Here is a 22,035-nt window from a genome sequence, read left to right as displayed (position 1 = left end):
TCGAACATCCGCAATCCGAAATAGGTAATATCATGGAAAATCTGTGTTACAACATCAGTCAGGTTTTAGGCATAACGGTGGTACACTCACTGTGGCAAGGGCTTATTATATATATGCTGTTGCGCATATTTATATTGGTTTTTCCTAAAGTACCAGCCGCGGTCAGATATCGCGTAGCCTTTGGCGCACTTACTACTGTTTTAGCATGGTTTTTATACACCCTGTTTTTACAACTCATTAATTACGAATGGCAATCAAATACTCCGGTTACCATTAACCCGGCTATGCTGCCTGTGCTGCCGGCAGGCTATGCGCAGGCTCCGGTTAATAAATACTATTTAACCATTGCCGGCTATATGCCGTATGTAACTGTGTTGTATGTAGTTGGGCTTGTGTTTAACACGCTGAAACTCGCTTTTGCGTGGAATAATATTTACCAGATAAGAAAGTATGTTACACAAACAGAATTCTCACAATCAATACGCAGATTATCTGCTCAGCTTAACATTAAAACAAAAGTTGAGGCCGCATTTAGTGAGTGGGTTGATGTGCCTTGTGTAACCGGCTTTTTAAAACCCATAATATTGCTACCGGTATCTTTATCCTGCTATTTAAATACCGAAGAAGTTGAAGCCATATTGTTGCATGAACTGGCCCACGTTAAACGCAACGATTACCTTCACAACTTCATTCAACAGGTTATAAGCGTTATGCTTTTCTTTAATCCCTTTGCCCGGCTGATCTGTAAAGTTATCAGCGAGGAAAGAGAGCACAGCTGTGACGACCTGGTGATTGAAACAACCAGCAGACCTTTTATTTACGCACAAACCCTGCTAAAATTAGAAGAAAACAAGCAATACCAATGGCAACTGGCCCTTGCTGCTACCGGTAAGCGAAAATTTGAATTACTTAACCGCATTGAAAGAATCATGAAAACTAAAAAACACACCATAAATATTCGTCCGGTACTGGTTACTGTACTGGCACTTACCTTTGGCATAACCAGCATAGCTTGGTTGAACCCTAAAGTTGAAGACGGAAAACTCAAAGTAAAAAACCTTGACCCGGCATTACATGCACTGAGCGCGTTTGCATCGGGTGGCGATATTGGTTCTGCCGAAAAGAGCGCACAGGAAAACGCTGCTACAGTAAAACCTAAAAAACACACAGTTAAGGTTGTTTATAGTGATACAATACTAAGCCGCCTTAGCGATACAATCAGCAAGCCCGGGAAATTCCGAATAATAATTGTGGATGACAAAGGTATCCAAAAAGAGTATACCTCCGCTGCTGATCTACCGGCTGAAGTAAGGCAGGAACTAAATGCACGCGATTTTAACTTCAGATATAAATTTAGAGGAGACTCTGCTTTAGCACGCATGAACACTTACTTTGAAAGCGAGGATTGGAAAAAGCATCAGGCGGATATTGAAAAAAATGCCGAAGAAATGGCAAAACGCTTTAATAGCCCTGAATGGAAAAAACAGCAAAAAGAGATAGAAAAGCAAGCGATTGCCATGAGCAAAAAGTTTGAAAGTAAGGATTGGAAGAAACAGCAGGCAGCAATGGAAAAGCAGGCTGAAGAAATGGCTAAAAAGTTTAATAGTCCTGAGTGGAAGAAGCAACAGGAAGATATTGAGAAAAGTGCTGAGGACATGGCTAAATATTTTGATAGCCCCGAGTGGAAAAATACGCAGGATGATTTTGTAAAAAACACAGTAGAGTTAAGTATGCGTGCTTTGGAACTTGGCTCAAGCACAGCAAACGCTGAATTGAAAAAGCAACAGAAAGCCGCACAAGAACAAGGCATGAAAGTGGCGGAGATAACGAAGAAAATGGTTACCAGCCCTGAATGGCGCAATCAACAGAAAGAAATTGCCCAAAAAGCATCAGAGATAGCCAAGAAGTTTAAAAATAGTGCTGATTACAAAAAAGCAATAAAGGATCTAAAAGATGCCCTAAAAAAGATACCTGAATTGCGTGAAGTACCTGAAGCTCCCGAGGCACCGGAAGCTCCAGAACAACCTGAGGCTAAAGAAGCGCCTGAAGCAAAATCGGCTCCTGTTGTTCCGGCGGTTAAACCAGCGCCTGTAACACCGGCAAAATCTTTATAATGATCTGTTAGTTTATTTAGTTTGAAAAGGACCGGCCCGTACGCCGGTCCTTTATTTTTGCAAAAAATTTTAGCAACACCTCAACAAAACGGGTGTTTTTGTAATTTAGTACCTTTATAAACACACGCCTGTATGCTGCAAAAACTAAGTATCAGTAACTATGCTTTAATTGATGACCTGGAGATTGTTTTTGATAAGGGCCTGAATATTATGACGGGCGAGACCGGTGCCGGTAAATCAATTGTACTTGGCGCGCTGTCGCTTATATTAGGTCAGCGGGCAGAGAGCCGTTACTTCTTCAATCAGCAAAAAAAATGTATTATAGAAGGGTTATTTAAAATTGAAGCCTTCCATTTAAAAACCTTTTTTGAGGAAAACGACCTGGATTATGAGGTAGAGACTGTACTAAGGCGCGAAATATCTGCTGATGGTAAGTCAAGAGCTTTTATAAATGACACACCGGTTAACCTTACTATTCTAAAAACGCTTGGCGAAAAACTGATAGATATCCATTCGCAGCACGCAACTTTAGAGATCAACAACCCACTGTTTCAGTTAATGGTGGTTGATGCAGCAGCTGGGCATCAACCTTTGCTGGATAATCACCGCACAAAATTCAGTCAGTATAAAAAAGACAACAATCGTTTAAAAAAGCTGATAGAAGAAAGCAACAAAGCCAAAGCTGACCTGGACTATTACCAATTCCAATTTGATGAATTGGAGAAAGCTACTTTGATTGAAGATGAACAGGAAAAACTGGAGAAAGAACTTTACACCCTCAACAATGCCGAAGAAATAAAACGCAACTTATTAAATGCAGGCTTTTTGTTGCAGGATAGCGAAACAGCTGTGCTGTTGCAACTACGGGAGGCAATGAACCAGTTGGTAAGCGCAGCTAAATTTAATGCCGACATTGAATTACTGCGCGAGCGCCTTAACAGTACTGTTATTGAGTTAAAGGATGTGGTTGCCGAAATTGAAAATATTGAGCAACGTACTTTTACCGATGAAGCCCGCGCAGATGAGATCAACAACAGACTAACCATCATTTATAATCTTCAAAAGAAACATCGTGTTAGCAGCAATTCCGAATTATTGGCCTTGCAAGCCGATCTATCTGACAAAATACAACATGCAGTTTTTGGCGATGAAGCCATTGAAAAACTGCAAAAGCAATTAGTTGAACAACGCAAAGAGCTTGAGGGCCTAGCTGCGAAATTATCTGCCGGACGCACTAAAGCAATCCCTGAGATTGAAAAGCAGGTGCTACAAAACCTGGCCGAAATGGGCATGGCAAACTCTGCCCTCTCCATCAATTTAACTGATACGGCGTTAGAAAAAGACGGCGCTAATGCGGTTCGTTTTCTGTTCTCGGCTAACAAAGGACATGCTTTGGCCGAGATGAGCAAGGTGGCATCAGGCGGAGAGCTGTCGCGTTTGATGCTGGCCATTAAAGCGCTTATTGCCAAGTACACTGCTTTGCCTACCATTATTTTTGATGAAATAGATACAGGGGTTTCCGGCGAGGTGGCCAATCGTGTTGGGATCATCATGGAGCAATTGGCTCAAAACCTGCAGGTTATCACCATTACGCACCTGCCGCAAATTGCCAGTAAGGGAAAAGCGCATTACTATGTTTATAAAGACGATAGCTCCACCGCTACTTACACCCGCATAAAACAGCTAAGCAATAACGAACGTGTAACCGAGATTGCAAAAATGCTAAGCGGTGATAACCCAGGAGAAAGCGCGCTGAAAAATGCTAAGGAACTATTAGCGATCTAACCCCTAAAGGGGAACATTGAATATCGAAAGTCGAATATTGAATGATGAAGCGACTTCGGCGTTCGATATTCGGCATTCTATGTTCGGTATTAGAACTATCGCAATGCTTAGTAATTCAATATCATACTATTTAAGAAAATACATACCTTTGCCCCATTATAATCAAACTTAAATAAATGGCTTATAATTTATTAAAAGGAAAAAAAGGCATCATTTTCGGTGCGTTAAACGAGCAGTCAATAGCCTGGAAAGTTGCGCAGCGCGCGGTGCAGGAGGGTGCAGAAATTGTATTGAGCAATGCCCCTATTGCTTTACGCATGGGCGAACTAAATAAACTTGCTGAAGAATGCAACGCCCCTGTTATTGGCGCCGATGTTACCAATAACGACGACCTTAACAATCTGTTCACCAAAACCATGGAGCACTTTGGCGGTGGCGTTGACTTTGTTTTGCATTCAATAGGTATGAGCGTAAACGTGCGTAAAGGTCTTCCTTATTACGAAAACAACTACGATTTTACCCACAAGGGTTTTGATATATCGGCTTTAAGCTTACACCGTGTGCTGCAAACAGCCATGAAAATGGATGCCATTAACGAGTGGGGTTCTGTAGTGGCCTTAACTTATATTGCCGCGCAGCGTGTATTCCCTGATTATAATGACATGGCTGATAACAAAGCGGTTTTAGAAAGCATTGCCCGCAACTTTGGTTACTTTTATGGCACCAAGAAAAAAGTACGTGTAAATACAGTATCGCAGTCGCCAACCCGTACCACTGCAGGTTCAGGTGTTAAAGGCTTTGATGGCTTTATTAATTATGCCGAAAAAATGAGTCCGCTGGGTAATGCAGATGCGGCTCAGTGCGCTGACTATTGCGTTTCGTTATTCTCTGATCTTACCCGCATGGTAACCATGCAGAATTTATTTCATGATGGTGGTTTCTCTTACACCGGCGTAACTAAAGAGATCATAGAGCAAATGGAAAAATAATCATGCTTTCGCATATAAAACAAAAGGCCCTCCGATAAACGGAAGGGCCTTTTGTTTTATATGTTTCTTTGTTACCCGTTAGATTTGTTAGAATCTATCAATACAATTTTTATCAAAACATCCTGATTAGGCGGAGTGGCCGGATTGCCTCCCGGTGTTTGTGAAAAGATCACCACTTTTCCGTCGGTATGATAAAAACTAAATGAAGCGCCTTGATAAACCTCAGGTATCTGCTCATAAACAGGAGCGTTACTTACCGATCCGTAAGAGATGTAAACCAATATAGCACCATTGTCATTGTATTGCTGGTCTAACTGCGGTACAGATAGTTCAGCTTTGTAAGCGCCTTCAGCCTGATCCAACACCCAGGCGTTTGCCTTTATAGTTCTGAATACTGTTGTATTGGTATTTGTGGAGTCGGGAGTTACATACGTTTTTTTGCATGATGAGATAGCCGCCACAAACACAACAGCTATCAGGAATAATAAACTTTTTTTCATAAGTGCCTTAAATTTGTTACCAGTATGATATATAAGAAACCAAAAGGTTTAAGCAAAGGTTTTAATAATTGCATATTTAAAAGGCACAAAAAAAGTCCCGGCAGTTTCCTACCGGGACTTTACTATTTATTGCTTTAACAAATTAATCCTGTTCTTCCTGTTTAGGCTCCTTGCCTGAAGCTTTTTTTGCTGAAACCTTGATCTCGTTAGTGTCTTTGTCATAATCAACAACCATCAACTCTGCCTCGCCAAGTTCACCTTTCAAAATTTCTTCTGCAATTGGATCTTCCAGGTATTTTTGAATAGCACGTTTTAACGGACGGGCACCAAATTGTGAATCATAACCTTTATCTGCAATGAAATCTTTGGCTGCTTCGGTCAACTCAATTTGGTAACCTAAAGCATGAACGCGTCCAAACAATGAAGCTAACTCAATATCAATGATCTTGAAAATCTCTTCTTTTCCTAATGAGTTGAATACGATCACATCATCAATACGGTTCAAAAACTCCGGAGCGAAAGCGCGTTTTAAAGCGTTCTCAATTACGCCGCGTGAATGAGCATCAGCTTGGGTAGTTTGGGCGTTTGTGCTGAAACCAACACCTTGTCCGAAATCTTTCAACTGACGGGCGCCGATGTTTGATGTCATGATTATGATAGCATTCCTGAAATCAACTTTACGGCCCAACGAGTCGGTTAACTGACCTTCATCTAACACCTGTAACAAAATGTTAAACACATCAGGGTGAGCTTTCTCTATCTCATCTAACAATACAACAGCATATGGTTTTCTGCGTACTTTCTCCGTTAACTGTCCGCCTTCTTCATAACCCACATAGCCCGGAGGCGCTCCAACTAAACGAGATACCGCGAATTTTTCCATGTACTCGCTCATGTCAATTTGTATAAGCGCGTCTTCAGTATCAAACATGAAGCGAGCAAGCTCTTTAGCCAATTCTGTTTTACCAACACCTGTAGGACCTAAAAAGATGAAAGAACCAATTGGTTTTTTAGGATCTTTTAAACCGGCACGGGTACGTTGTATAGCACGGGCCAGTTTTTTAACCGCGTCATCCTGACCGATGATTTTTTTACCGATCTTTTCAGACATATTAAGCAATTTCTGGCTATCGGCCTGGCCAACTTTCTGTACCGGTATGCCGGTCATCATGGCTACAACCTCGGCAACATTGTCTTCAGTTACAGTGTAACGTTTAGATTTTGTTTCGGCCTCCCAAACACCTTTAGCTTGCTCCAACTCTTCCAATAAATGTTTCTCGGTATCGCGCAGTTTGGCAGCTTCTTCATATTTCTGGCTGCGTACTACTTTATTTTTCTCAAGCTTTATCTGCTCAATTTTATTTTCAATATCCAATATTTCCTGCGGAACGTGGATGTTGGTTAAGTGAACGCGTGAACCGGCTTCATCTAAAGCATCAATAGCTTTATCAGGTAAAAATCTGTCTGTAATATAACGGGTAGTTAAATTAACGCAGGCCTCAATAGCTTCCTGGGTATAAGTTACCCCGTGGTGCTCTTCGTATTTTTCTTTTATCCTGTTCAGTATCTCAATGGTTTCGCTGATAGATGCAGGCTCAATCATTACCTTTTGGAAACGACGGTCTAAGGCGCCATCTTTTTCAATGTACTGACGATACTCATCTAAAGTAGTTGCGCCAATGCATTGTATCTCGCCCCTGGCTAAAGCTGGTTTGAACATATTTGAAGCATCCAGTGAGCCTGAAGCACCACCCGCGCCAACAATGGTATGTATCTCATCAATGAACAAGATCACGTCAGGAGATTTTTCCAGCTCGTTCATAACGGCTTTCATACGCTCCTCAAACTGACCGCGGTATTTTGTACCCGCTACTAAAGATGCAAGATCTAGCGTAACCACACGTTTGTTGAACAATACGCGCGATACCTTACGCTGTACTATACGCAAAGCTAAACCTTCGGCAATGGCACTCTTACCAACGCCCGGTTCACCAATTAATATTGGGTTATTCTTTTTACGGCGAGACAAGATTTGAGATACACGCTCAATTTCCTGCTCACGACCAACAATCGGGTCAAGTTTACCGTCTTCGGCAGCGCGGGTTAAATCACGGCCAAAGTTGTCAAGAACCGGTGTTTTTGATTTAATGTCTGATACCTTTTTAGGCTGATTGAATGCTTCTTCTTCTTTGAAGTCGTCATCGCCACCTGTAGGCGATCCCGGCATTTCGTCGGTTATGTTGTTTTTGTGTGCTTCCACTTCGCCTTTAAATATTTCGTAGTTAACATTAAACTGCATCAAAATTTGTGATGCGATATTATCTTCATCGCGAAGGATTGACAACAGTAAGTGTTCTGTGCCAATTACATCACTTTTGAAAATCTTAGCCTCAAGGTAAGTTATCTTCAATACTTTCTCAGCTTGCTTGGTAAGCGGTATGCTGCCAATATGTACGTTAGTTCCTATAGTTCCTTTTACAGCGTCTTCAACAGAGCGACGAAGCCTGGCGGTATCAACAGCCAGTTCTTTGAGCAGCTTAATGGCTACTCCGTCACCATCTCTTATAAGCCCCAGTAACAGATGTTCTGTGCCAATATAGTCATGTCCAAGACGCAATGCCTCCTCTCTACTGTATTGTATTACATCTTTAACCCGCGGCGAAAATTTAGCTTCCATATATTCTCCTATGTTAATACGCCACAATATACCAAAATGTTTGTATTGTATGTGGCGCGTGTTTCCAACTTATCAACAATATTATTGCCAAGTTTCTGGCCTCTTAATAATCAGACATTATTATGATGTGCAATCTATTAAAAGTTAAATTTTATGCAACATTAATCTGTTAAAAAAGGCAAAACACTTGTTTTTTTTACATTTAATTGCCGTTAACTTATTGTATGATACACGTTACGGGAAATAGTTTAACAAATGCGGGCAATATTTCCACGCATTATCAATCATCGGGCAAAACGGCAGAACATGACAGAAAGGCTGATTATTAGACAGCAGCAGGGACCTGTGCCTTAGCTACCTGTTTTTTGCTTTTGCGGCGCTTATGCCACCAAACATAAAAACCGGTTATGGGGAGTGAGGCACAAATTAGTGATGCCGAAAAGGCAATAAGTTTAGTAAATATACCAGCATATGCTCCGGTGTGCAGGTCATAATTCATGCTTCTTAGCTTTTCGCCGCCTTTAATATCGCTGCTGCCATAATTTTGCAGGAGCTTACCATTGTTGCGATCGAAATAATACCACCGGAAAAAATGGGTGCGCTTCTTTGCCAACCGCACCTGCACATCAAGCGGGTCGGTTGGCTTTTCTCGAAAACGGATGGAAAAAACATCAGCATCAGCGTGCGCTTTCAATAATCCGGCTATTCTATAATTCATTGCCAACGAGTTGTAGTCGGCATTAGGGGTTGATTTTGGAATGTTGCGTTTCTTTATTGTTTTTGCTCCGTTAGCTACATATTGAACCGAACTATCCGCCCAGGAAAATGCAAACACCAACCCGGTAACGCAAATTACAAATAGCGGTACTAAGGCATAAATGCCGAACACTGTATGCAGGTCATAATTAAAACGCTTGTTGCCAGCATCCCATTTAACAGCTAATTTTGATTTTAAAGTTTTCTTTTTCCATTTGGCGGGCCACCAGATCACAACGCTGGAGATCAATATCACCAAAAAGCAGGCGACTGAAATACCCGTAACCCATGTGCCAATATATTCACCTAAAAGCAGGTTAAGGTGCGTGCTTAAAACCAGCTGAAAAAACTCATTCCGGGTATCTTCCACATAAGCAACTTTCCCGCTTACCGGGTTTATATAAACCCTGTAATAGTACTTATAGTAATTCCAATGCCCAATAGCTTCGGCATCTGTTGAAGTGGCTCTGAATATCCAGTTACGGTTATTAGCCGGATAGACCTCGCAACGGGATATTTTATATTTATCACCCAGTGCATGTTGTGCATTACTTCGCAAAACACTAAATGGCAATGGAGGACTCTTGTCCTCCACTCTAAAAAAACGGTCGTGGTAAAAATATTCCTTCAGCTCGTCGGCAAAAACGTTGATACAACCGGTAATGCTCACAATGACCACCACCAGGCCTGTTAACAACCCTAACCATCTGTGCAACCATAGGAAAGTTTTTTTTACCATATTAAAAGCTATAGCTAAAGTTAAGGTTCATGGTGGCTCCGTTACCTCTAACATATTCGGCATCAACAGCGCGGTATTGGCTCACTACCGGATAGTATGATCTGTTCAGTAAGTTTTCAACACCTAATCCGGCTGATAGCTTACTGTTGAATTTATAATTGGCTGCCAGATTAAACAGGTGTATCGGCTTAACCGGCCCTTCGCTATTTGCATATAATCCGTTAGATCTTACTGCGAACCGGTCTCTGGCACCGGAGTACACCCAAAATAATTTCATATCAAATGCCTGCACCGGGCGGAAACCCACATAACCTGTTGCCTTTGGTGGAGCAATGCGCAACCCATTTAAATAAACCTCATTTCCGGTTGATTGCCTTGCTTTTCCTTCAACGTAAGCGTAGCTACCACCAACCGACCATACAGGGTTAATAGTATAATCCGCAGTGATCTCATAACCGCGAACATTCTCGGGCTCGCGCTGTGCAACTAAAACTCCGCTGCCATTGTCAACCAGGTTAGCGCCAAGGTTTGACTTACTGATAAAGTAAGCCGCGGTAATATTTAAATTGCCAATAGTGCTGCTAAACCCGGCTTCATAGTTGTTGGTTATAATAGGATCAGTTGTAATGCTACCCAGCGTGTTGCTGGTTGCGCTGCGTAGAATCCGCCCTAACTCATTAATTGCAAAACCTTGTGAAAAACTCACGAACGGATTAAATATATAAAACTTGTTATAGCGTAAACCTGCATTAAAAGTAGTGGCATTATAAGGTATTTTTCCACCTGTAACAGCTATGCTCCCCTGGCCATTAGGGCCGCTGGCAATGGTGTTATAATCTTTTACCTTCACAGTAGCATTCTCATATCTTACACCTGCTTTCAATACAAGGTTGGTTAAAACGTCCAGCTTCATTTGAGCATAAGGCGCCAGGTTAACCATGTTCATATCCGGAATATAAACCCTGCCATCTGTTAGTATCTGGTTGGTGCGGTCGTTCAAAAAGTCAAGACCGTAAGTTAATTCACCATCTCCCCAGTTGCCCAGCTTCCACGGGGTATTCAATGTTACCCGTACTCCTTTTTTAAATGACTGTATCTTAGTTTGCCCGGGGCCGTACCATGCTGTGCCTTGTGCCACATATCTGTTTAATGAGATAAAGCCATTATAGTAGGCAGACAGATCCAAAGTTGTATTTAAAGGCAGAGCCCTGTTTTGATAGGAAACCAACACATTATGATTGTATGGCGTACCCGCAGGCTCACCGGGATCAATTCCTTTTTGACCTACTGATGGGTTTTTACCATATTTACCTATCACATTAACATAATCGCTTTTTTGCGTGCTTCTGAATAAATTGTAAGAAGCAGTAATGACGCTGTTATTATTAATGGTATAGCCCAATTTTACAAATGCGTTATAAGCGCGATTTTGGCCAAGCCCATCAGGCTGCGCGTTAACATTGCCCTCTGCATCGCGCTGAACACCCGTGTAATTTACCGTTCCGTTCACAACGTAGGAGAAACGATTAACCGTACCCGAAAATGTTTGCGAGAAGCGGTAACCTAATGTATTGTCGGCATGAGCAACGTTTCCGCTAACGCCTGCACTTGTAACACCGCTAAATGTTTTACCAACTGTTGGCTTTTTGGTAATGAAGTTAATTATACCACCGGCAGATCCATTGCCGTAAATTGAAGTAGCTCCTTTAATAACTTCAACACGTTCAATAACAGCAGGGTCAAGCGTGCGGATATCGCGGCTGCCATTCATTAACGGTGTTGATTGTGGTATACCGTCGATTAACACCAGCACCTGACGCCCGCGCAGTGTTTGGCCTGAATTGGTTGCTTTATTGGTTGCCATGCCCAAACCGGGTATGGTATTGCCTAAAATAGAAGCTATAGACGGATTGACGTTGAGTTGTTCCCTAACCTGTTTGGCATTCAATATACTTACAGATGATGGAACCTCTTTTATGCTTTCGGTTTTACGACCTGCCGTCACTACAACCTCAGAGAGGGCGCTGCCTTCCTGAAGGATGAAAGTCAGATCAGTTTTGCTATCCGCAGTAAGTTCAATCCTCTTTGTTTCTGTTTGATAGCCAACCATGCTTACGCTAATGTTGTGTAACCCCGCAACAATACCAGTTAACGAAAATTTACCCTGCTCATCGGTATGCCCACTTTTAGCTTTTGACAGGGTAATTGTAGCGTAAGCCAATGGCTGTCCCTGCGTATTTTTAACGGTACCAGTTATTGATGAACCTGCGTTTTGCGCAACAGTTATAACCGCGTTAAGTAAAATGAATGAAAGAATAAATAGTGTTTTAAAACCCGCTGCAGAGCGCAGCTTTGATGAAGTGTTTGTAACTGAAAATATAAAAAGTCGCATCCTTGTTGTGTATTCTTTTAGATGGTGCAAAGATAGTTTATTTAGACTAATTATAAAGAAGAGTGTTTAAATTCCCCTTTTTGCAGTTCCACTCTATCACTCCAAATGCTCAAAACGTTGAATTCAGAAAACCTGAGTTACAAATCAAGAGCGTTTAATTGTATTGGGTTCAACATATTTACACATTTTATTTTAGCTAACTTAATATCCTAAGTAAACTACAGCAGCCAAAAAGGCACACCTTTTGTTTAGACAGCGTGAGACTAACAAAAACGCTATGATGAATGTGCATGAGTTTAACAGTTTAAGTCTGGCCTTGAAAAAGGAAGCCTTGTCAGGAGGGACTTTTCTTATGGATCACCTCACAGATGATCACTATGTAAAACTTTACAGTCTTGATTCATTTTATGTAGAAGTGTACTTTGATGATAGCACACATCGTATAACTATCATTCGTGCTTTTAAGTCAACAATGTATCTTCAACCATACCTCAATTGGCTAACCGTTTCTGTTGGACTTGATTAACAAATGCTATGAATGCGTCCAAGCTGATACTGGCGATAGATGATGATGCAGACCTTCGTGATGTACTTAGTCAAATATTCGTCAGGATGGCTATACGGTAACTGAACAACACAGTGGACATCACATCTATAATATAATACACTCTGTTAGGCCCGACCTGATCATCCTGAATGTAATGCTTTACTAATTAGATGGCAGACACATTTGCAGAAAGCAAAAAACAGTTTCAAAGCATTAAATCTATTTCTGTTATAGTAGTATCGGCAGGTTATGGATTAATGGAAATGCAGGAGAAGGAATGCACAGCTAAGTAATCCAACCCAAACCATTTGAAAATGTCGAAATGTTATTGGCGCAATCACATTGTTGTCATAATAAAACTATTTTCTTATAAGTAAAATTTATGCCTATATTTGAATAATTGTATTGATGATCCCTGATCTCGGTCGATTTGCGAAGACTGGTGTACACCTGCTGCTCCGAACGACTTTATCGCTGTCAGCTTTCTGCTAATCCAATACAGCGATTGCCATGAAAAAAATTCTTGTTCTTGACGACAATCAAGATATTCTTGATATCGTAGTTGAAGTATTAGCTTACGAGCGGTACTATGTAAAAGGAATTAAAAGCGCACTGTCTTTACTACCTGTTGCTGAATCTTTCCATCCGGATTTGATTTTGTTAGATCTCAGACTGTCCGATGGTCATGGCGGTGAGCTTTGTAAAAAGATCAAAGCCGACCCGGCTTTGTGCCACATCCCGGTAATTATATTTACTTCTTACCACTCTCCTTACGATGACCTTAGCAAATACTGTTGTGATGGTGTGATTGACAAACCATTTGACCTGGTACATCTGATTGATACCATTAACAACTTTCTGGTGAACGCTGATGGTATGCTTGATGAGGGCTAAAGTGAAGAATCTTTTAAATGTCCTCTTTAGTGGCACTCGGTCCTTTAGGCCAGTAGCTTAATTCGTCATCTTCATTAATACCGCTATCAAAAGTTTTGGAATAATATACGGACGTTAAACCAGTTACATTATTTATAAGGTAAGATTCAGAGTCATACCTATTGCTTTATGTTTACGCTCATCTAAGCGTTATTAGCTATCTATTTATTTATATTAGAGAAAATTTAATCCATGAAAATTAAATCACATCTATTAATAACCGTTCTTTGCAGTGTTTCATTCCTGACGGCAAAAGCTCAAATAGATACCGTTAGTTTTCCTAAAGAGCGTACTGAAATAAAAGCTATTGTGCATAGCCCCGGCAATAGCGCGTTGGGTAAAGACATTATTATGGTGGGTGCAAAAGGAGACATCTCCTTTACACAAGAAGAATTAAAAGGGGCTCGTGCTCAGGAAAAGCTCGTATTTAAATCGGTAACACCGGTTGCCGGCAGTGAATTTATCAGGATATATAATGCAAACACTGCAATTGTTAACTGGTTAGCCGCTGTAGAACTACAGGTTGATGGGCATGATGTATCATTAAAGGTGAGACGTATTGAGGTGTACATCAAGAAAGATGGTAAGTGGAACAGAGTTGCCGGACAAGGTACTGAGGTAGATCAAACTCTTTTTCCTAATCCGCACTGATTACAATATTGTCATAAAATATTTAATGGCTCAAGGTGGGATTTTGCAGATTATACGTTATACACGCTGATAGCTGTACTAACATTAGTTTTAGCCGGGCAACTCCTTGCACAGTTTTGTTCAGTTAACGATATAGATTGCAACCTACAATTGTAAATTATGCCCAATTCGGTTATATTTGATGCCTAAATTGTTTACTAACTACAGCGGTCTAACAAGTATGCCTCATTAACTATTTGTTAAACCTGATATTAGATGAGCGTAAATAACACAAACAACTGATTGTATTAAGTAACAACACGGGATGTAGCGTAGCCCGGTATCGCGCCAGCATGGGGTGCTGGAGGTCGTAGGTTCAAATCCTGCCATCCCGACGAAAACAAAGTCAATCGGAGCATATTTAGAAGGGTTTAGCTTTTTGAGTATGCTCTTTTTGGGTTTTATTAATGGCTGTCGACCTCCTTGCTGACCTCCATGTTAACCTTCGTTTCGTCATAACACAATCAGTTATGGCTACCATTGCTATAGTATTAAACCAATCAAAAGCTTTCTAACAACAAGTATGCAGTTGCATTAAGAGTAACCCATGAACGTATAAGCCGTTTCTACGCCATTAGTAGATTGGTACTAATCAATCCTTGAAGCTAAGGTGTAAAGTTGAAGACTGGAAACCAGCAGAGCTTGAAGACAATGGACTTGGTAAATTTCGTAAAACTTTTAAAGAATGTAACACGATCCTCGAAGCTAAACTTACTGAGGCTCAAGCCATATTAAAACGGCACGATAAAGAAGGGTTAGGTTTTAGCTTTGAACAGTTTGAAATCGACCATTTTTATTACCTTTTACATGTAATATTGAATCTGATGTATATATCTGCGATATCATACCAACAGGCTACTTTATATTATATTTAAGCAAGATTATAATCAGCGCAAGAAGTCGTTGAAATGTCTAGATAAGGACATCATCCGCAATATCGACGATGACAAGCGCATTGCTTGGAACGTTTGTTGAGCATGATAAACTGACGATCCCTGAAAAAAACTTACCCAAGCAGTCTACTACTGCTTGGGTAAGTCTGCACATATTAGGCCGCTAACTCCGCTCAAAAGCTCTAAGCAGTGCTGCCTGATTATCTAATGAAACGTCTACAATTCTACGATTAACTTTTTCGACTGTGCATACATTTCTCATAAAGATTAAGATAAGCTTCTGCAGCTCTTTCCCAAGTGAACATTTTTGCACGATCAATCATTTCTTGCTCCCTACGTCTTTTATTGAAATCAATCAATCCATCGGTAAAGACCTTTTGTATATTTTCCGGCTCAAAACTTTCAAAATAGTAGGCACATTCTCCGCCTATTTCTGGTAAAGAAGTAAAAGTTGATAAAAAAACTGGTTTCCCAAAGTTCATTGCTTCAATCACAGGAAGGCCGAAGCCTTCAGTTTTTGATGGGAAAATAAATGCACTGCAATTTTTGTAATACCAGGCCTTATCATCGTCAGAAATGGGGCCCGTAATATGAACTCTATCTAAGCAGTTATATTTGATAGCTTCTTCGATGATTTTTTGCTTATGTGGTGTTTCAGTGCCTGAAATTACTAAGTCAAAATCATTATGTTGCAATAAAGCAGGTAATAAATGAAACCCTTTTTGAGGGGAAAGAAGTCCGATAGTAAATAAAAACGGCCTTTGCGGAACGAAAGCAGGGTTATGACCAGCCTTCAACTCTAACTTATCTGCACCGTTGTAAATTACAATGATTTTATTTTTTGCTTCAGGAAAGTATTTTATCACATCGTTTGCCACAAACTGTGAAATAGTTACGATATGGTCACATTTGCTAATGTTTTTTCTCATTTTATCCAAATACGCTTGAATACGATGAGGCTTGCTTTTTTTCAAATGAACCTTATTCATGTCGTGAATGGTCATTATTTTAACAGCATTGACCATTGACGGATTAAGACGAACACGCTGGTCGGTAAAGTGCACCAAATCATAATCGTTTTTACCTGTGAAGAATAGTTTATCAAAAAATCTTAGTTTTCTCGTCGATACCGCTTCCTGAAAAAGTGGGATCGTTTTAGCAAATAAATAAAACGTAAATTTATAGCGGGACTTGTTTTCCTTTATTAGAGCATTGCCTAAACCTTTTCCAAAAGAAAAATATCCGCAATTAATATCTTTCATGGAATCGAAGGTTACTAAAATAGATGGTTGTGGCATATTTTTCTTTAAAGATTCGTAACTAAATGTTTGCATTGATAGCAAAGTTAATGAATGAAATGTCATCAATAGATATTGTATTATGAATGCAATTAGCCATTTTACCAGTTATATTTGTCAATAATAAATATGAAGAAGAAAAACATTTTTGGTAAGCTCTATCTGAAATATACCAACAGAGTAAAATACAAAGAGTATAAATGGGAGATAGCTAATAACAAAAATCTTAATTTCTCTGCTAGGGTTAATTCGTCAGGCAGGCTAAATAGCCTCTCTAAAATCAAAGCCATTACTGCTCACACAACAGAGCTTAATTTAGTACACGGTGGCCATGCGGGAGATATTATATATACTTTACCTACTATAAAAAGACTTTGGGAATTAACTCAAACCAAAATCAATCTATTCTTAAAAACAGACCGTCCTGCAAATTTACCTAACTATGCTACTCACCCGGGAGGCGGCATTATGTTGAATAGCAAGATGGCATCAATGCTTATTCCGCTTATTGAACAACAAAACTACATAAACTCATGCGAAGTTTATACAGGTCAGCCTGTCGATATAGATTTAGATTATTTCAGAGCCGGTCTAATTCCGCAGGATCGTGGTAATATTGCACATTGGTGTGGTTATATATTAGGAGTAAACCCTAAGTTATATGAGAGCTGGATAACTGTAAAACAAGATTTGGCAACATCTGATTATATTTTAATCAACAGAAGTCTTCGTTACCAAAACACATCTATTAGCTACAAATTCTTGTCACAATATCAGAGTCTGAAATTTATAGGGGTTAAAGAAGAGTACGAAGCGATGAAAGTTGATCTCCCTGAGATAGAATGGTTGCAGGTTCCAGATTTTTTGCAATTAGCCGAATTGATTAAGGGATGCAAATTTTTCATCGGAAATCAGTCATTTCCATTTTCGCTAGCGGAAGGGCTTAAAGTTCCAAGAATACTAGAATTGCCCTTTGACGTTATTAACGTAATTCCTGAAGGGGAGAACGGATTTGATTTTCTTTTTCAAGATCATTTTGAATCCTTAGTTGAACAAATAGTGAACGGAGAGTACTAACTATTTGTACTATATCGTTTTCCGAAGTACGAGACGATGAATCTGCACTTATATATAATTTTGCTAATTTTCTCAAGCAACGAAATCACGATATTGTTATCTATCATTTAGCGGAAACAAGAAAAATCGAAATTTGTTCGTTGTTGAATATACTGAAAGAAAATATAGTTCCTAGCAAACGTAACAGCCAACCAACATGGTTCAAATTACTTACTACTATATAAAGTTATAAAGTCGCGGAAGTTCGTGATATGGTTTGAACAAACGGGTTATACCTATGAACGTTGCATCTTGTACCCGTTCTATACACTTGAGAAAAGGCACCCGCCCTTATGGTTCTATAAACGGATTATCTCTAAACTTTTACATGCACATGCCACTTGGATAAAGGTATTCAACGAAATGGGAATCAACTATGATTTGCATCTCTGGCTGTACGATCCTGATTATATCCGTTCTGAGATAATTTGTTACAAGACTGACAGTCCTGGGGAAACGATTCGTCCTGATTCTGAGATAGTAGCAATCAAACCGTTCCCCTATAATAAATTTGGAGACATCAACTACAACCTACATCAATTTGACTGGAGCATTGCAGAAGATAAGGTTGTTTGCTATGACTATGAGTTTGAGTATGCTGATTTTACAGTTGATGACCTATTGAAGGATGGTTATGAATTGCAGTTGAACCAAGAAGGAGCCAAGATGTACGTCAAGCACTTTGGTGATATATGGATAGGAAGAAAGAAGCATGAGTTGGAAACTTAGCCGTTTGGAGCCTTGCTTGCTACTTTAAAAGTTAACCAGGTCTAACTCTTACAACTTGATTCAACTTTTAACTAACCTCTTAAAGAGTAAATATTGCTAAAAGCTGAATTACTTTAGAAGTAAGTAGGAGTAGTCATTAATCATTACAGCAAAGTTAGGCAACGGTCTGAATACGCGCTAAGGAACTACCGCATAAACGCTCACGTGCCCTATGCACATACCTATTTATTCAGGTCCTCCTTGCGCTAAATTCATGCCTAGCCTGGGTGTGGGCTTTATGATTAACTACACACTATTCATTATCAACGACGATTATGAAATCAACACACATCTATTATCTTTATCACTGTTGGCCCTCCTATTGACCTTAATTAAGGTTTCAGAGGCATATAGAGCGTTAATAACTATATTACAAATCATTAAGACGAAATAAGGACTACATGGGGTGCTGGAGGTGGTAGGTTCAAATCCTGCCATCGCGACGAAAGCTCTAATATAAAATCAGGGCTTTTTTATTTTTATATACTAATGTGCATACATTGGTTCGTTTTTATCTTCACAACAAAGTTGAAGATATAGGCGAGGAAAGGGTGTTTTATCCTGAAATACAACGTGAAATCTGGTCAAGTTTTCCCCGTTTATGGGTATTGCGAGGCGATAGTCCAACCTATACTTTTGAGGAAAAAAAATATGAAAAAAACCTTAATCGCATTTTTAATTGCTGCAACTGCTTTAGTTGGATGTAAAAAAGACAAAAGCGAAGCTACAGCAGACAAGCTAATTGGCAAATGGATGGCCACAACAGAAGTTGAAACCGAGTATGAGAATGGAAAAATTACTCACAAAGATGATCCTTTTAGTTACAGTGCTGATGAGTGGGTGGTAGAGTTTACCGGAACACAGATAAAACAGTATGAGTTTGGTAAAGCCATTGAAGAACCTTACAGTTATTCGGTATCGGGAGATAAAATAATCTACACTGAAGACAACAAGCCTAAAACAATAATCATTAAAACGCAAACCGATACCAATTTGGTTCTGTCTTACGAAGAGACAGAAACGCTAAATGGAATAACCTACAAAGAGGTTAACGAGGTAACTTTTGTAAAAAAATAATGTATTATCTCATCTTATTAAATTGCAAAGAGGCCGTTTCGATTATGAACGGCCTCTTGCAATTAATAAGCTTTTTAAAATTACATCTTCGCCACAAAACCACCGCTTGGGCGCAACTTAATAGTTAAAACATCTTTACTGCTCACGGTTTGTTCTTTACGGTCAACGCTGGTATTGGTCTCGCCATCATAAACCAAGTTGGCTTTGGTCGGTTTAGTTAAAAAGTCCAACGGAATTTTTACTTCCCGTTCCTCTCCGCCATTCATCACACCAACCCACCAGGTTGTGCCTTTTCGACGCGCGAAAGCAACCACATCGCCCATGCTGGTGCAAGGTAACACGCGGGTTTCGTCCCATGTAGTTGGCACTTCCTGAAAAAGGTCAAACATAGGGCTATCCAGATAAAACTGGTACTGGTCTGTAAAATGAATAACAGGAGATAAGTACACAATAGCCTGCGCAAACTCATGCGCCCAACTGAATTTAGTGGTAGCAAGTTGTTTTGGATCTAATATCACCGAAGTAAAATCAGCGGGACCAGCCAACAGCCTTGTAAATGGCACCGTAACATCATGCTGCGGTGGCATCACACGGCGATAGCGTGTCATGTGATATTCATTACCCCTTATCGCTTCACGGGTTATATCATTAGGGAAAGTCCGGTTTAAGCCAGTCGGCTTAACACTTCCATGAAAGTTAAGCAGTAGTTTCAGGTCGGCACATTCCTGCTGGGTTTCGGCATACCATTGCATAATGTCGGCCGTTGCATCTGGTATAAAATCTATTTTAATACCCGATGCGCCAATAGCTTTCACCTTATCTAAATAAGCTTTACGCTCGGGCGCCTTTCTAAATTCTTTGGAGTCAACCCAAACTATTGACTTTACGCCTACTGTTTTACCATAGTCAATGGCCTCTTTTAACAATTGCCATTGATCCTTACCTTCCTGTTTCCAGTTGCGCCATCCATCATCAATCAGGTAGTACTCCCATTTAAGTTTGGCCGCCGCATCAAACCATTTTTTCTGATCATCTAACTTGGGCGCACCAATGCTCCACCACTGCCACATACTGCGACCCGGCTTCACCCACGAAAAGTCTGACCCTTTTGGCGGCGGCGGGCACAAGTTGGTGATCAAATCAGAGTTAACTAAACCATCGAGCGATTTTGCAACCATAGTAGTGCGCCACGGTGTAACCTTTTTGCCTTTGTAAGTTCCGTTCAAATAAATGGTGCTTGACGGTGGTTTTACCACCCAGCCTTTTTTAGCGAATGGAAAGTATGCACTTAAGACGTTGCCGCTGCGCATGAAAGACATATCTGAGAAATCTTCTACATCTGCCTCAGATACTGAAACGTAATAGTCGCCGGTTTGAAAAGTGATAGGCCCCATTATTGCTTTGCCTTCGGTGACTTTGTCAAGCGTAGTTACATAGTTTAAGCCCTCATAGCTTTGATGATAATCGGCCCATGCAATTTTATCAATGTTAGCAGGTAAGGTCCATGCTGTTTTCTCTCCGTTAATATATTTAATTCCTGCCGGGATGGTATAACGTATAGCCACACCATCATTATAAACTCTCACAATTACGCTCATGGCTTTTCCCGCAGCGCTAACAGGTATTTCCGCCTCGTTAGCCTGATTTTTTGCTATGGGATGATTGCCTAAAATAGGATAGCTTTCGTTTACCTTGCCTGTTTTTGCAGCGCCCGTTATTTTCACGTTATCGCCCAAGTCGGCACTGTCTGCAATTAGACCCAATGGCGATGTGCTGATAATTGGCGTATTGCCCGCCTTAATATTATAAGTTAGTTTTTTATCTAAAGCAGAAACTGTTAATGACAATTGCTTATCCGGACTACTAACCGTAACGGTTTGACTTTGCCCGAAGCTGCTTTTTGCAGCGGCTAACAGCACAACCACAGATAAAATTTTAATGTATCTCATGTTTGATAGAATAATGGCTGCCCTCTTACTTCTTATCCAAAAACTCCATAATGCCAAACCGATTAGGCTGATGCACGTCTAAGCGGATATCATAAATTGGATAAAGCGTTGATGTAGAGCGAAAGCGATCGTCAACTAAATTACGGTCCTGCCTAACGGCCTGGAATGCCCACTTTGCACCCACCCGAGGGCGACCAAAGTTGGATAAAGCATCTATTGGAATGGCGATCTCCATTGTCCAGCCCTTGTCCTTATCTTTATCATTATTGATGGTACCATTAGTGGTTACCTCAACCTTGTAGGCAGGATTGTATCCTTTTACAAAATAATTGCGTTTTTGATAATACTGCCAAAACATCATATAATCATAAGCAGCTTTGGTAATGTTGATCTCAAACCCAAAGTGCATGTTTAAGCTATCCGGAACCGGAACAACAAAAAATTCAGCGCAATCATCCAAGTAAGGGCGAGCGTCAAAAGCTGTTTCGCGGGCAGTTAGTGAAGTATCCTGGCATTCATAAAATAAGTACAGGTTGGTTTCATCCCACATCATCCTGAATTTGGTTGCTTGTTTGTCAACCGGTTTATCTGCACGGTAAAAATAATCCAGACTACGTACTTCGGCATTTTTCCAGGCAGCCTCGTCCATTTTACCGTCAACGGTAATAGGTTCCGTGGCTTTAGCTACTTTGTATGATGGCAATTCGCCAATTACATATTTCTTTTCGGGCGTTTGCGCTTTTACGCTCAGGCATGCAACTAAGCAACATGCGGCGGATGCTATAATTTTGCGTATCATGTTTATATCAGGT

The 22,035-nt window shown here is 40.3% G+C and carries 17 protein-coding genes and 1 tRNA gene; 11 read left to right on the top strand and 7 right to left on the bottom strand.

The window, feature by feature from the left end; all coding sequences use genetic code 11:
* Positions 1–32: 32 nt before the first annotated feature.
* From CLV57_RS03145 to CLV57_RS03135, 3 genes are all read left to right on the top strand, one after another.
* A complete protein-coding gene (locus CLV57_RS03145) occupies positions 33–2,114 on the top strand; it encodes a M56 family metallopeptidase (protein ID WP_100339896.1) in 2,082 nt (693 codons plus the stop codon).
* Between the two features lie 132 nt (positions 2,115–2,246).
* The gene (gene recN / locus CLV57_RS03140) at positions 2,247–3,899 is read left to right on the top strand and encodes a DNA repair protein RecN (RefSeq protein WP_100339895.1); all 1,653 of its coding nucleotides are present in this window, start codon (positions 2,247–2,249) and stop codon (positions 3,897–3,899) included.
* 176 nt (positions 3,900–4,075) lie between these two features.
* Positions 4,076–4,888, top strand: coding sequence for an enoyl-ACP reductase FabI (locus CLV57_RS03135; protein ID WP_100339894.1), 813 nt, complete (start codon positions 4,076–4,078; stop codon positions 4,886–4,888).
* A 71-nt stretch (positions 4,889–4,959) separates the two neighbouring features.
* On the opposite strand, the gene CLV57_RS03130 is transcribed toward CLV57_RS03135, so the two are convergent.
* From CLV57_RS03130 to CLV57_RS03115, 4 genes are all read right to left on the bottom strand, one after another.
* On the bottom strand, positions 4,960–5,388 hold the full coding sequence (locus CLV57_RS03130; protein WP_100339893.1) for a hypothetical protein: 429 nt from the start codon (positions 5,386–5,388) through the stop codon (positions 4,960–4,962).
* Between the two features lie 142 nt (positions 5,389–5,530).
* Positions 5,531–8,065: an ATP-dependent Clp protease ATP-binding subunit gene (locus tag CLV57_RS03125; protein WP_100339892.1), complete on the bottom strand. Its 2,535-nt coding sequence runs from the start codon at positions 8,063–8,065 to the stop codon at positions 5,531–5,533.
* Positions 8,066–8,390: 325 nt separating this feature from the next.
* A complete protein-coding gene (locus CLV57_RS03120; protein ID WP_100339891.1) occupies positions 8,391–9,560 on the bottom strand; it encodes a PepSY-associated TM helix domain-containing protein in 1,170 nt (389 codons plus the stop codon).
* 1 nt (position 9,561) lies between these two features.
* On the bottom strand, positions 9,562–11,952 hold the full coding sequence (locus tag CLV57_RS03115; RefSeq protein ID WP_100339890.1) for a TonB-dependent receptor: 2,391 nt from the start codon (positions 11,950–11,952) through the stop codon (positions 9,562–9,564).
* Positions 11,953–12,304: 352 nt separating this feature from the next.
* Here CLV57_RS03115 and CLV57_RS03110 point away from each other — a divergent pair, with 352 nt between their 5' ends.
* From CLV57_RS03110 to CLV57_RS03095, 5 genes are all read left to right on the top strand, one after another.
* Positions 12,305–12,478, top strand: a complete 174-nt coding sequence (locus CLV57_RS03110) for a hypothetical protein (RefSeq protein ID WP_157799056.1) — start codon at positions 12,305–12,307, stop codon at positions 12,476–12,478.
* Between the two features lie 191 nt (positions 12,479–12,669).
* Positions 12,670–12,792 (top strand): hypothetical protein, encoded by a 123-nt coding sequence (locus CLV57_RS18670; protein ID WP_262497411.1) that lies wholly within the window; start codon positions 12,670–12,672, stop codon positions 12,790–12,792.
* 217 nt (positions 12,793–13,009) lie between these two features.
* The gene (locus CLV57_RS03105; RefSeq protein WP_100339888.1) at positions 13,010–13,393 is read left to right on the top strand and encodes a response regulator; all 384 of its coding nucleotides are present in this window, start codon (positions 13,010–13,012) and stop codon (positions 13,391–13,393) included.
* A gap of 231 nt (positions 13,394–13,624) precedes the next feature.
* Positions 13,625–14,083 (top strand): nuclear transport factor 2 family protein, encoded by a 459-nt coding sequence (locus CLV57_RS03100; RefSeq protein ID WP_100339887.1) that lies wholly within the window; start codon positions 13,625–13,627, stop codon positions 14,081–14,083.
* Between the two features lie 300 nt (positions 14,084–14,383).
* Positions 14,384–14,457 (top strand) — tRNA-Pro (locus tag CLV57_RS03095).
* Between the two features lie 788 nt (positions 14,458–15,245).
* Here CLV57_RS03095 and CLV57_RS03085 read toward each other — a convergent pair.
* Complete coding sequence (locus CLV57_RS03085) at positions 15,246–16,349, bottom strand: glycosyltransferase family 4 protein (RefSeq protein ID WP_169927054.1); 1,104 nt, start codon at positions 16,347–16,349, stop codon at positions 15,246–15,248.
* Positions 16,350–16,442: 93 nt separating this feature from the next.
* Between CLV57_RS03085 and CLV57_RS03080 the strand changes: the two genes are divergently transcribed.
* From CLV57_RS03080 to CLV57_RS03070, 3 genes are all read left to right on the top strand, one after another.
* Positions 16,443–17,390 carry a hypothetical protein gene (locus tag CLV57_RS03080; protein ID WP_100339884.1) on the top strand — a complete coding sequence of 316 codons (948 nt, stop codon included), beginning with the start codon at positions 16,443–16,445 and terminating at the stop codon, positions 17,388–17,390.
* A gap of 402 nt (positions 17,391–17,792) precedes the next feature.
* Positions 17,793–18,158 (top strand): hypothetical protein, encoded by a 366-nt coding sequence (locus CLV57_RS03075; protein ID WP_100339883.1) that lies wholly within the window; start codon positions 17,793–17,795, stop codon positions 18,156–18,158.
* A gap of 690 nt (positions 18,159–18,848) precedes the next feature.
* Complete coding sequence (locus CLV57_RS03070; RefSeq protein ID WP_100339882.1) at positions 18,849–19,274, top strand: hypothetical protein; 426 nt, start codon at positions 18,849–18,851, stop codon at positions 19,272–19,274.
* Positions 19,275–19,354: 80 nt separating this feature from the next.
* Here the strand turns inward: CLV57_RS03070 and CLV57_RS03065 are convergent, their stop codons facing one another.
* Together CLV57_RS03065 and CLV57_RS03060 are read right to left on the bottom strand one after the other, a co-directional pair.
* Positions 19,355–21,223 carry a glycoside hydrolase family 97 protein gene (locus tag CLV57_RS03065; RefSeq protein ID WP_100339881.1) on the bottom strand — a complete coding sequence of 623 codons (1,869 nt, stop codon included), beginning with the start codon at positions 21,221–21,223 and terminating at the stop codon, positions 19,355–19,357.
* A gap of 25 nt (positions 21,224–21,248) precedes the next feature.
* Complete coding sequence (locus tag CLV57_RS03060) at positions 21,249–22,022, bottom strand: carbohydrate-binding family 9-like protein (RefSeq protein ID WP_100339880.1); 774 nt, start codon at positions 22,020–22,022, stop codon at positions 21,249–21,251.
* Positions 22,023–22,035 lie beyond the last annotated feature (13 nt).

The organism is Mucilaginibacter auburnensis (genome assembly GCF_002797815.1).
Lineage (GTDB): Bacteria > Bacteroidota > Bacteroidia > Sphingobacteriales > Sphingobacteriaceae > Mucilaginibacter > Mucilaginibacter auburnensis.
Note: the sequence above shows the minus strand (reverse complement) of the source record. Positions and strands in the feature narration are given on the sequence as shown.